Consider the following 12,271-nt stretch of genomic DNA (forward strand, 5'->3'; position numbering starts at 1 on the left):
AAGTTGCTCATGCAACTTTTTATCTTTTTAGGAGGTTATAGTGAATTATTTAAAAATCTTAAAAGACCATTTTAATGATCAAATTATCTCAGCCAAAATAACAGAAGCAGTTTTTGGAAAAACCCTTACAATTGAAGTGAATGCAAACAATTTAGATTTAGTAATCCAATATACTCAGCAAATTGAACGTTATTTAGAAGAGATTAATGCTTATCCAGATGATTTAAATATCGAGGTACTTTCAAAGGGAGAAGATTTAAATCTAAATTTAGAAAATTTGAACTTATACCTTGAAAAAATGGTTAAATTAAGCTTTGTGAAACCAATAGAAAAAGAATTGATAATGATTGGTAAAATAATTCAAGTAAATGATGATTCAATTATTCTTCAATGAAATCAAAAAGGAAGAATTCGTAAAATTCATATAGAAAAAGAAAATATTAAAACCGGAGAAATTTATATTAAATTTTAGGAGGAAAAATGGCAAAGTCAAAAAAAGTTACCGTTGAATTAAATCCAAATCAAAAATGATATTTGATTACTAAAGGATATGCACAAAAACATCAAATGACTTTAGAAGAAACATTGGAAATTTTTTCTTTTGAAACAACTAAAGCCATTAACAAAGATATTGATCCTGAAGCAAAAATTGTTTTTTCACTTGATGAGATAAATAAAGAAGTTATTATTAGCAACTTAAATGGTGAAGTAGTTGAAAATGATTTTGAATTCGAAGATACCGAAGAATCTTTAGATATTCAAAGAATTAGCTTTATTGCTTTAAAAGATGCTAAAAAAATAAATCCTAAAGCAGTTGAAGGGGATAAGTTTCCAATTTTGCTAGATTTTGAAATTATTCCTGAAAAAAGTAAATTAGCCATTAAAAATGGTTTTTATCAAAACTTTAAAATAACTGAAAAGAAAAAAATCTATCAACGTTATTTGCCTTTAGTTGGAAATAAAATTAAAGCCGAAGTACTTTCAAGAAACTCAAATGGTTCATATAATTTACGTTTTGAAGATGGTGTAACAGCTTTTTTACCAGCTTCAAAAGTAAATAAAAGTTTAGATATGAATTTAGGATCTTATTTAGATGTTTATTTAGAACACGTTAATCCAGAAAATCGTTTAAGTATTTGCGAAGTTACTACTGATTCACCAAATGAAATTAGAGATATTATTATCAATGAAATTCCTGAAATCAATCAAGGATTACTTCAAATTGTTAAAATTGAGCGAACCCCTGGCATAAGAACTAAAATTGCTTTAAAAGCAACTGGTAATTCAAATGCTTTTGATCCTTTTGGAGGTGTTTTTGGCGAAGGAGCTAAAAGAATACTTGCTATTTCAGAAAAATTAAATGGTGAAAAAATTGAAGTTATTAAATACTCAACTAATATTTTAGAATTTATCAAAAATGCACTTTCTCCAGCTAAAATTGTGGATATAGTTGAAGATAAAAAAGTTTATTATGCTATTGTCGAAGAAAATGAAATGAAAAATGCCATTGGTAAAGGTGGAGCCAATATTGATTTAGCAATTAAACTAACTAATTCAAAAATTAAAATTATTAGTGTTGAAGAAGCTCTTGAAAAAGAAATTCAGTTTAACAAAAATCGTCTTTATGAAAGAAATAAACCTGTTAAAAAACCAAAATATAGCCCAAGAGATTCACGAAGAAATGAATACTTTAAGGGAATTGAAATTAATATGAGCGAATTTTCAGATGATGTAGCTCAATTTAATGAAACTCAAAAAAATCCAGCCAACTTTTTTGAAAATACGAAAATTAAAACTAAAAATAATAATCCAAAAGCAAAACAAAAACGTCTTAATGGTTCAGAATTAGATGATTTATTTAGTCAAGAAGCTCTTACTTTTGATTTGGATAATGAAAATGATTATGATTTTATTGATCAAATCGAATTTAATGATTTTGAATATGAAGATGATGATTCAGAAACTGTTGATGATAATCAAAATCAAGCTGAAAAACCAGTAGTTAAAGCTTATAAAAACGCAAAAGTAGAATTAAAAGACTTTAAAGTTGATACTGATTTAGCTAATTATGGACTTGATTTAAATCTAAATTTAGATTTAAGCGGATTTGAAGATGAATGAGAAAAGAAAAAATAATTACACTCGGAAATGTATTATTACTAACGAAATTTTACCAGTGGAAAAATTAGTACGTTTCTCTTTACAAAAAGATTCTAAGGAAATATTTTTAGATTTAGAAAATGTTTTAAAAGGTCGAGGAGCTTATTTTCAATTTTCCTTAGCTAATTGAGAAAAGATTAAAAAAACCAAAGCTTTAAATAGAGTTTTTAGGTTTAATGTTTCAAATGAAAATTATTTGAAAATCGAAAAAGAACTGTTGGAGGTGTTACATGAGCAAAAAACATAGAATTAGTAATGTTAATGATGTTAAAGAACAATTAGTTACAACCAAAACCGAATTGAAAAATGGGGTATTTACTTTTACCGGAAGAATGACCATTGCTGATTTTTCCCAAAAAGTTAACAAAAATGCTAACGATATTATCAAACGTTTTTTTATGCAAGGAAAAGCAAGGACATTGAATTATATCTTAGAAGAAGAAGAAATTGCTGAGCTTTGCGTGGAATATGGTTTTGATTTTAGCAAAGAAACCAACGTTGATGCAACGAACTTTTTAGATGAGGTTAGTTTTATTGACAAAGAAGAAGATTTAATTAAAAGAGCTCCAATTATTACGGTTATGGGACATGTTGATCATGGAAAAACCACGTTAATTGACAAAATTAGAAATTCAAATATCGCAGGATTTGAAAATAGCGGAATTACTCAACATACTGGTGCATATCAAATTGAACACAAAGGAAATAAAATTACTTTCATTGATACTCCAGGTCATGAAGCATTTACACACATGCGTGCACGCGGAGCTAAAGTTACTGATATTGTGATTTTAGTTGTTGCTGCTGATGATGGAGTTATGCCTCAAACAAAAGAAGCAATTAGCCACGCTAAAGCAGCTAAAGTCCCAATAATTGTGTTCGTAAATAAAATGGACAAACCAAATAAAGATTTAGATCGTCTTAAAGGTGAACTTGCGGAAAATGATGTGGTTGTTGAAGAATATGGCGGAGACACTCAAATTGTTTATGGTTCAGCACTAAATGGCCAAGGGTTAGATGATTTATTTGATCAAATTATGCTACTAACTGAAATTTTAGATCTTAAAGCAAACCCAAAACGTTATCCAATTGGAACTGTTATTGAATCAAGGGTAGATAAAGGAGTTGGAGCAGTCTCAACAATTATTGTGGAAAATGGAACTTTATATAAAGGTGATTTTATCGTTGCAGGCTCAAAATATGGAAGAATTAGAATGCTTCTTGATTCGCATAAACAACCAACAGATAAAGTTGAACCAGGAGCTCCAGCAATTGTATCAGGCCTTAATTATGCCCCTGATGCCGGAGACAAATTCATTGGATTAAATGATGAAAAATTTGCAAAAAAACTAGCTGAACAAAAAGCAGCTCACGATAAACTAAGTGCTTTAAGTTCAAGAGCAAATCAAGAATCTCTTGACGGTAAAAAAGTCTTTAACGTGATTATTAAATCTGATGTCCACGGAACTAGTGAAGCTATTAAAAGTCAAATTAATAATTTAGAAAATGATGAAGCAGTCATTAGAGTTATCTCCGCAGGAGCAGGAAATGTTAATGGAAGTGATTTGCTACTTGCAAAAGCTTCAAATGCAATCATTTTCGTATTTAACCTAAAGCCTGCTCAACCAATTAAGCAATCAGCGGCTAATCAAGATATCACTTTAATTAGTCATGATGTTATTTATAAAATTATTGAAGATTGCCAAGGTCTTCTTGATGCAGAAAAAACTCCAGTTTATGAAGAACAAAAAATTGGGGAAGCCCACATTATTAAAGTCTTCTTTTACTCAAAAGTTGGAAAAATTGCTGGATGTATTCAAGATAGTGGTTTAGTTAAAGCTCAAAGCAAAGTAAAAGTTTATCGTAAAGGTAAATTAATTCACGAAGGTGTGCTTGAATCGCTTAAACGTGAACTTAACGATGTGAAAGAAGTTCTTAAAGGAAAAGATTTTGGATGTCATATTAAAGATTTTAATGACATTGAAGAAGATGATGTTCTTGAATTTTTTGAAGATGTTAGGGTTAATTAGTTTAAAGGTATAAAATGAATATAAAAAATTTAATTCAGGATGTAAAAGATTTTCCGAAAAAAGGAATTATTTTCAAAGACATTTCTCCGCTACTTGCTAATGGAGAAGCATTAAATTGAACTATAAAAGAAATTGCAAAGCATTGCGAAGATGCTGATATTATCGTTGGACCAGATGCTCGAGGATTTTTATTCGGAACTCCCACAGCAGCATTTTTAAAAAAACCATTTATTATGGTTCGCAAACCAAATAAGCTCCCTGGAGAAGTCATACAAATGAGTTATGATTTAGAATATGGGTCAAATATTTTAGAATTACAAAAAGGATTTGTCAAACCTGGGCAAAAAGCTGTTATTGTTGATGATGTTCTTGCAACAGGAGGAACTACCAAGGCAATTATTAAATTGCTTAAATCTCAAGGAGCAGATGTAAAAAAAGTCATTGTTCTTTTAGAACTAGTGGACCTTAAAGGTCGTCAGCTTCTTGAAGATGAATCCGAAGTAATTTCGCTTATTAAAGTATAATTTTAAGATATATGAATTTAAAAACTCAAAAAATAAAACCACCTATTTGAAAGTTGGTTTTATTTATATTAAAAATAACTTTTTTAGGTTTTGGTGGCGGAAATGCAATGCTCCCAATTATCAAAAGTGAAGCTGTTGAGAAAAAAGGTTGATTAACTAACGAAGAATTTGATGAAATGGTTGTTATTTCTAATATGCTTCCTGGGCCTTCCACTACTCAATGTCTTTCATATGTTGTGCGAAAATTTTATAATATCTGAATTACTTATTTACTCATTTTAATTGGTGCATTGCCACATATTTTGTTCGCTTTTGGATTTTGAATTTTATTTGCCTATATTCCTGAGCAATATACTTATGTTATTGGAATTTGTGCGTTAATGCCTGTTATTGCTGGAGTTATTTTAATTGCTTGAAGATACATTAAAAAAAGCCAGCAAACTTTAAAATTACCAGTGTGATTGACAATTGCAATTATTTCCACAGCTTATTGTTTATTTGTTCCTTTTCCATACAATTTACCAATTTTTACTTTTGGAGTGCTATTTATTGCTACATTTGTTTATAGTTTAATTGTGTATTTTACTAATAAAAAAATAAATAAAACTAAAGGAGAACAAAAATAATGGTTATTTTAGTTTCTTTAGTTTTTATTGCATTAGTTTCTTTAACAGTTTTTGGCGGAGGAGCACTTTTTATTCCAGTATTTGATTGATTATGAAAATTTATTCCTCAAAATTATCCTAGCGTACAAATAAGTCAAGACCAAATTAATTCATTTTTAGCTGCAGGAAATGCCACTCCAGGGATTTTATCTCCTAAATTTGCTGTTTACACTGGTTGAGTTATTGCGGGGAATCATTGATATGCTTTTTTAATTTTAATTTTGGCATATTTAGCTTTTATGATTCCTGCTATATCACTATTACTTATTTTTCGTAAAATTATTCGTAAAAACAAAAATAAATTGTTTGTAAAAACCTTCTTTGATTTTATGTTTCCTGTTTTAATTGGTGTAATGATTTCTCTTTCAGTATCACTTTTTTTAAGAATTACTTATCCATTTTTAAGTTTTAATGGTGCAAGCAAATATATTAAAACTGATTATTCTAAAGATTTAACAAAAAATGGAATTTATAACTTTTTTAAAGGTTGAAGGTTAATTTTATTAATGATTTACAGTCCAATTGCAATTATTGTTTTTATTATTTTAATTCAAAGAAAAACACCAATTATTTATTTAATTTTTGCAAGCATTATTATAGGATTAGTAATTTTTGCTCCGTGAGCATTCTCACATTTTACCGAAATAAAAAATTCACTTCAAGTTGCTAAAACAAACTAAGAGATAAAAAATAGCCGTACGGCTATTTTTTATACTTTGAGAATTTGCTCTTCTTTTTCTTTAGTTAAAGCGTTAATTTTGTCAATTTGCTTATCTACAAAAACTTGCACTTGATCTAAGTAACTTTTTTGCATATCTTCAGAAAGCTCTTCATCAGCTTTAATTTGTTTATTAACTTCTTGTCGAGCGTTTCTTACTCCAACTTTAGCTTGTTCTGAATATTTTCCTAAACTTTTAATAATTTCATTTTTTCTTTGAGTTGTTAAAACTGGAAAATTTAATCTAACTTGATGTCCTTCATCAACTGGAGTTACTCCTAAATTAGCATTCATTAAAGCTTTATTAACTTCTTTTACAGAAGTAATATCATAAGGTTTAATGAGTAATTGTTGGGCTTCAGGAACACTGATATTAGCTAATTCTTCAAGTGGGGTAGGAGTTCCGTAATAATCAACTCTAATTCCTTTTACAATTTGTGGATTAGCTCTTCCAGTTGAAATTTTTGACATTTCAAAGCGATAGTGATTAATTGCTTTCTCACATTTTTCTTCTAAATCTAGTAAATATAAACCAATTTCCATTATTTTGTTACCTCTGTATGTAAAATTTTGTTTTGTAAAACTTTAATAATTGAATCTTTTTCAAGTAAGTTAAACACAATCAAATTAATATTGTTTTCTCTAGCCATACTTGTAGCTGTAAGGTCCATTACTTGTAATTTTTGTTCAAGAATTTGATCATAAGTAATGCTTGCAAAGTGTTTTGCTTGTGGGTTTTTCTTTGGGTCGCTATCATAAATTCCATCAACTCTGTTTTTCCCCATTAAAATAACTTCAGCTCCAATTTCTGAAGCATAAAGAGTAGCTGCAGTATCGGTAGTAAAGAATGGACGACCAGTACCACCAACAAAAATAACAACTTCCCCATCTTCAAGATATTTAATGGTTTTTTCATTAATATAATTTTCAGCTACTTTTGGATCAATGTTAATTGAACTTTGAACTCGAGCTTTAAGTCCAACTTTTTCAAATCCACTTTGAAGTGCTAAACCATTCATAATAGTTGCTAGCATCCCGATATAATCAGCTCGATTTCGAGGGATTCCGTTTTTTTCAGCTGAAGTTCCTCTTCAAAAGTTTCCACCACCAATAACAACAGAAATTTGTACTCCTTGCTCATTGATGTATTTAAGTTGTTTTGCAATATCAGCGACTAATTCATAGTCAATTGCAAGGTTTTTTTTTTATTAGAAAACCCTTCACCAGAAAGCTTTAATAATATTCTTTTGTATTTCATAAGTCTCCGAAAATATAAATTAACTTATATATTTATTATATTTTAAAATAATACTTTTAGAATAATATTATCAATAAAGCCGAAAACTCAAAGCTTTTTATTTCCACATTTGTTGCAGAAATTACATATTATCCGGAAAAATGTTATAATTAATCTCCAGAAAGGATAGATATGGAAAAAGAAAAATACCTATTCGCAATTGATTTAGATGGCACTACACTACGTTCAAGTGCCACTGGAGAAATTCATGATTTAACTGTTAATGCTATTAAAAGAGCCACACAAGAAGGTCATATTGTGTGTATTTTAACTGGTCGACCATGAAGAAGTACTAAAATGATTTATGAAGAATTAGGACTTAACACCATTGTAAGCAATTACAATGGTGCACATATTCACCACCCTAATGATGATACTTTTATCCCTTATGTCAAATATTTAAATTTAAATGAAGCACTTTACATTCTAGGGGATGAGAGAGTTGCTAAAGAAGTTTCAAATATCGCAATTGAAGGACCTGACTGAGTTCAATTACAACACCGTGATGAAGATTTAGAAAAAGTATTTGGATTTAAAACTACTTCAAAATTAAAAATTGGATTAGATTTTCACAAAATTCCTCTTATGCCAACAGGAGTAATTTTTGATGTTAAACCAACTACTAAAGTTGAAGAGTTAAGAAGATACTTAAAAGCTAGATATAGTGATTTAGCTGAATTTTCGTATTGATCAAAAGGTGAAGGATTAACACCGGTTTTTGATATGACTAATATTACCACTAATAAAGGGAAAGCTCTTAGTATGCTTATTCGTTATTATGATGTAAAAATTGAAAATACTATTGCTATTGGAGACGCATTTAATGATGTTCCGATGTTTAAAATTGCTAATGTTTCTGTTGCAATGGGGAATGCAGCTAAAGAGGTCAAAAAATACGCAACAGTTAAAATTAATAAAATTAACAAAGAAGGTGGAGTGGGATATTACATAAATAAATTTTTGGATAATCCTGCAGAAGAAATTGCTAAAAGCAATAAAATTAAACAAAAAAGAGAAGAAAACTGAGAATAATGAAGTACATTGAATTAAGCGATAAAGAACAAATTTCAGGTTTAGAAATAATTGGAATTGATGAAACAGGAGTATCAGATTATTTTACCCCTTTGATTTCTTGTGCTTTTTATTTACCCCGAAAATTGTACAGATGAGCAAAGTCTCTTGGGGTTGATGATTCCAAAAAACTTTCTAAAAATCAAATTTTAAGTATTGGAAGAAAACTTAAAAATCATCCAGAAATTACCTATTCAGTATATCGCTTAAAACAAAGCTCGTATAATAAAATTAATTCTAAATATAATGCTAATGAATTAAAGTTTTTTACTCATACTGGAGCATTAAATAATTTAAATAAAAAACTTTCTTTTAAAAATAAAGTTGTTTTAATTGATAAATATTCAACAACAAAATCAATACTAAAATATCATAATACTTTTTATATTTATGATAATTGAGCTGGTTTTGAAGAAATAAATACTGATGTTTATTTAGCTAATAGAGCCGAAAGCTTGAGTCTATCAGTTGCATGTGCTTCGATTATGGCTCGGTATGAATTGATTTATTATATGGAAAAACAAAGCCAAGAGTGAAATTTTAAATTTCCACTAGGCTCAGGGACAAAAACTCAAGAAAGTGTGTATCAATTTGCACAAACTTTTGGAGAGGATAAACTAAATGAGGTATGTAAAACTAGCATGAAAATGTCCCATCAACCAATAAAGTAAACTTATATTTTTTTCTAAAAGCTTGATTTTATGATAAAATAAGTTTACTACTTGCCGTCATAGCTCAGCAGGCAGAGCACTTCCATGGTAAGGAAGGGGTCGCTGGTTCAAGTCCAGTTGATGGCACCATTTCAAAGAATTGACCGACAAAAATAACCTTTTTTGATATGAACCCCAAAAGTTAGACAAAAAATTATTGAAGGAACTTAGTTCTGTATTGGACAGGGCTAAGTCCTTTTAATCTAACTTTAATTCTTTTGTTATTGTAGTAATCAATGTAATTGATAATAGCTTTTTCTAATTGTTCAAGCGATTTAAAAGTATGTTCCTTGCCATAAAACATTTCTGTTTTTAAAACTCCAAAAAATGATTCCATCATCCCATTATCTGGACTATTACCTTTTCGGGACATTGAAGCTTTTATCTCTTTAGAATTTAAAAATTTGTGATAACTATTATGTTGATATTGTCAACCTTGATCACTGTGTAAAATTGTTCCACTATATTTAGCTTTTGTGAAAGCCTTTTTAAGCATTTTTTCAACTTGCAATAAATTTGGGGAGCGAGATATAGTAAAACTGATAATTTCGCTATTATAACCATCTAAAATAGCTGACAAATAAAGTTTTTGAGAATGACTAGGTAAAGCAAATTCAGTAATGTCAGTGTAACATTTTTGCAATGGTTTTTTAGAATAAAAATCTCGATTAATAAGGTTTGGAGCTTTTTTGCCCACTTCGCCTTTGTATGATTTATATTTTTTACGCTTACGATTTCCGCCAATTAAATTTAGCAAATTCATAAGTCTTTTTACTTTTTTATGATTTACCAAATATCCACGATTTTTGAGTTCTAAAGTAATACGACGATATCCATAACTGCCTCTATGTTCATTATATATAGATATAATTTCGTCTTTAAAATTTTTATTTTTATCAGCTGAATTGATTTTTTTAAGATGATAATAATAAGTTGAACGTGATAGTTGAGCAATTTTTAATAAAATTTTTAATGAGAATCCTTCGTCGACCATTTCTTTAACTTTTTGGCTTTTATATTCTGTAAGTCTTTTTGATCCAACGGGATCCCTTTTAACTTTTTTAGGAAAATCACCTCAGTTCTAAGATATTCAATCTCTTGTTTAGCTTTTTCAAGTGGTGTTAATTTTTCTCAAGTTTTCTTTGGTTTACGACCCATTTTTGATGGCCTTCCTTTTTTCTTTTCAACAATAGTATACCCATTTTTCTTGTATTGAATAATTCAATTTGAAAGAATCCCTCAATTAGGTAATCCACATTGAAGTGAAATTTCTCTTGTAGAATGTCCTTTAAGAAGAACTTGATTAATCATTTCTAATTTTATTTGTGGAGAATAATATTGATTTTTAGTCTTTTTAACAATTTCAATTCCGTGACGATTTATCAGTGCGACAATATATTTTATAATTGCACGATTTACTCTAAATTTTATTGTTAAAGATTTTTCAGTAAATCCTTTTTTACGTAATTGATATATTTTGATTTTGTCTTCGTAACTTAGTTTCATAAAAATGAACCCCTTAATTTTGGATTTTATTGTCCAACTTTAGGGGTTCATATCATTTAAAGGTTATTTTTCTTTTTTAAAGAAATTATGAATAGGAATTGATAATTTATCATTAATTTTTAAAACATCATAATATTTTAAATTGACATTGTTTATTTCTTTAATTACTAAACTTTCATAATTTTGAAATTTAATATGACAAAGGACATTTATATCTTCAGTTTGCATTTTAGCTAAGATTTGATCAAAAAAATAGGGATTATTTTGTTTTGAAAGTTTCTTAAGATATTTTTTAATTAAGGAAGAATTTAAAATTTTAGTATTTGAATGAACAACTAAACTTAACGGAATCTCTCTTTGATTAATTATCAAATGCGGGAGAGGATTATTTAAAACTCGAGGACTTTGATATTTAATTAAATATTTATTTGAAGCAACAATTTTAATAAAATCATCTAAATACAAAATAAAGGATATTTCATTTAAATTTCAAATACCGCTTAAAATGTGGTTATATGTATTTTTATCAATTGAATAAACAAAACCCATTTCTTTAGCAATTTGATTAAATTTTTCTAAAATATCTATAAATTGCTCTTTATTTGTTTTCAACAATACCACCTTTACTTTTTGATTAAATTTAATTTAAATTATTTTCAAAATATTTAATTAATTGGTCAAGAATATTTTTTTCTCACATTGAATGTCCTGCTTTTTCAACAAAAATTAATTCAGTATTTGGATGATTAAGTTTTAATAATCAAGCACCAATTGGTCTAGTATCAATATCTTGCCGACCGTGAATAATTGTAATAGGGATTTGAGAAAATTTATTAACATTATTTAAAATATAATTATCTTCAGGAAAAAAGCATTTATTAACAAAATAATACGTTTCCATAAGTGCTATTTGTTTGTCAAGTTTAATATTTTTATTAAATTGCTTGGATTTTTTCTCGATGCTTACGAGCGAACTTTCTCATCGAGAAAATTCTTCATAACCCTTATTTTTAAGTTCTTTATTATAGCTTCCAGTAAATAAATTAAAGTATTTTTCAATATTATTTTTACCAGGTATTTTTTCAACAAAAAGACTAAATCTCTCAAATTCTTGCGGATAAAAGTCTGAAGCACCTTTTTCATATAAATAATCTATATCTTCTTGTCTACCTAAAAATACACCTCTAAGAAGTATTTTTAAAACATTTTGTGTATATTTAATTGCATAAGCTAAAGCCAATGTAGTTCCTCAACTGCCGCCGAAAAGTAGAATTTGCTTTAAATTTAGTTTTTGTCTAACTAATTCGATGTCTTCCACTAAATTTTGTGTGCTATTTTCTCTTAATTCACAATAAGGAAGACTTTTATTTGTTCCTCTCTGATGGATTAAAACTATAAAATATTTATCCAAAGGAATTAATTTTTGTAATTTTTGTGAATTAAATCCCCCGCCAGGACCTCCATGAATTACAAAAACTGGCATATTTTGTCTGTTTCCGTAAGTTTCATAATAAACTTTATGCAAATTAGTTTCTAGATAATCAAATTGAAAATTATTATTCATATGATAATTGTACTTTTTTATACAAA

The 12,271-nt window shown here is 28.2% G+C and carries 13 protein-coding genes, 1 tRNA gene and 1 pseudogene; 10 read left to right on the forward strand and 5 right to left on the reverse strand.

Annotated elements, in window-relative coordinates:
- Positions 1–40: 40 nt before the first annotated feature.
- Genes EXC58_RS02885 through EXC58_RS02915 form a run of 7 tightly spaced genes read left to right on the forward strand, consistent with a single transcriptional unit; the run spans position 41 to position 6,059 of the window.
- On the forward strand, positions 41–472 hold the full coding sequence (locus EXC58_RS02885) for an LSm family protein (RefSeq protein WP_129725541.1): 432 nt from the start codon (positions 41–43) through the stop codon (positions 470–472).
- Positions 473–480: 8 nt separating this feature from the next.
- The gene (locus EXC58_RS02890) at positions 481–2,136 is read left to right on the forward strand and encodes a transcription termination/antitermination protein NusA (protein WP_129725542.1); all 1,656 of its coding nucleotides are present in this window, start codon (positions 481–483) and stop codon (positions 2,134–2,136) included.
- Positions 2,114–2,407 carry a YlxR family protein gene (locus tag EXC58_RS02895; RefSeq protein ID WP_129725543.1) on the forward strand — a complete coding sequence of 98 codons (294 nt, stop codon included), beginning with the start codon at positions 2,114–2,116 and terminating at the stop codon, positions 2,405–2,407. Before EXC58_RS02890 ends, EXC58_RS02895 begins: the two co-directional genes overlap by 23 nt.
- Complete coding sequence (infB, locus tag EXC58_RS02900; protein WP_129725544.1) at positions 2,391–4,190, forward strand: translation initiation factor IF-2; 1,800 nt, start codon at positions 2,391–2,393, stop codon at positions 4,188–4,190. The genes EXC58_RS02895 and infB overlap by 17 nt, the downstream gene beginning before the upstream one ends.
- A gap of 14 nt (positions 4,191–4,204) precedes the next feature.
- On the forward strand, positions 4,205–4,714 hold the full coding sequence (locus tag EXC58_RS02905; protein ID WP_129725545.1) for an adenine phosphoribosyltransferase: 510 nt from the start codon (positions 4,205–4,207) through the stop codon (positions 4,712–4,714).
- Positions 4,715–4,725: 11 nt separating this feature from the next.
- Positions 4,726–5,340 (forward strand): chromate transporter, encoded by a 615-nt coding sequence (locus tag EXC58_RS02910; protein ID WP_129725546.1) that lies wholly within the window; start codon positions 4,726–4,728, stop codon positions 5,338–5,340.
- Entirely contained in the window at positions 5,340–6,059 is a 720-nt protein-coding gene (locus tag EXC58_RS02915; RefSeq protein WP_129725547.1) for a chromate transporter, read from the forward strand. Before EXC58_RS02910 ends, EXC58_RS02915 begins: the two co-directional genes overlap by 1 nt.
- A gap of 29 nt (positions 6,060–6,088) precedes the next feature.
- On the opposite strand, the gene frr is transcribed toward EXC58_RS02915, so the two are convergent.
- Positions 6,089–6,640, reverse strand: coding sequence for a ribosome recycling factor (gene frr / locus EXC58_RS02920; protein ID WP_129725548.1), 552 nt, complete (start codon positions 6,638–6,640; stop codon positions 6,089–6,091).
- Positions 6,640–7,355 (reverse strand): annotated as a pseudogene (gene pyrH / locus EXC58_RS02925) (UMP kinase). The gene frr and the pseudogene pyrH overlap by 1 nt, the downstream one beginning before the upstream one ends.
- A gap of 171 nt (positions 7,356–7,526) precedes the next feature.
- Between pyrH and EXC58_RS02930 the strand changes: the two are divergent.
- The 3 genes from EXC58_RS02930 to EXC58_RS02940 all read left to right on the forward strand — a co-directional run bounded on the left by EXC58_RS02930 (position 7,527) and on the right by EXC58_RS02940 (position 9,265).
- Positions 7,527–8,426 carry a Cof-type HAD-IIB family hydrolase gene (locus EXC58_RS02930; RefSeq protein ID WP_129725549.1) on the forward strand — a complete coding sequence of 300 codons (900 nt, stop codon included), beginning with the start codon at positions 7,527–7,529 and terminating at the stop codon, positions 8,424–8,426.
- Positions 8,426–9,136, forward strand: a complete 711-nt coding sequence (locus tag EXC58_RS02935) for a ribonuclease HIII (protein ID WP_129725550.1) — start codon at positions 8,426–8,428, stop codon at positions 9,134–9,136. Before EXC58_RS02930 ends, EXC58_RS02935 begins: the two co-directional genes overlap by 1 nt.
- 53 nt (positions 9,137–9,189) lie before the next feature.
- Positions 9,190–9,265, forward strand: a tRNA-Thr gene (locus tag EXC58_RS02940).
- 64 nt (positions 9,266–9,329) lie between these two features.
- On the opposite strand, the gene EXC58_RS02945 is transcribed toward EXC58_RS02940, so the two are convergent.
- The 3 genes from EXC58_RS02945 to pip all read right to left on the reverse strand — a co-directional run bounded on the left by EXC58_RS02945 (position 9,330) and on the right by pip (position 12,245).
- A protein-coding gene (locus EXC58_RS02945) for an IS3 family transposase (RefSeq protein ID WP_129725551.1) occupies positions 9,330–10,681 on the reverse strand; the annotation gives its coding sequence in 2 pieces (ribosomal slippage) (positions 9,330–10,240 and positions 10,240–10,681; 1,353 coding nt in all).
- 63 nt (positions 10,682–10,744) lie between these two features.
- The gene (locus EXC58_RS02950) at positions 10,745–11,293 is read right to left on the reverse strand and encodes a hypothetical protein (protein WP_129725552.1); all 549 of its coding nucleotides are present in this window, start codon (positions 11,291–11,293) and stop codon (positions 10,745–10,747) included.
- Positions 11,294–11,321: 28 nt separating this feature from the next.
- On the reverse strand, positions 11,322–12,245 hold the full coding sequence (gene pip, locus EXC58_RS02955) for a prolyl aminopeptidase (protein WP_129725553.1): 924 nt from the start codon (positions 12,243–12,245) through the stop codon (positions 11,322–11,324).
- Positions 12,246–12,271: the final 26 nt, after the last annotated feature.

It is taken from the genome of Mycoplasmopsis citelli (assembly GCF_900660645.1).
GTDB classification, from domain to species: domain Bacteria; phylum Bacillota_I; class Bacilli_A; order Mycoplasmatales; family Metamycoplasmataceae; genus Mycoplasmopsis; species Mycoplasmopsis citelli.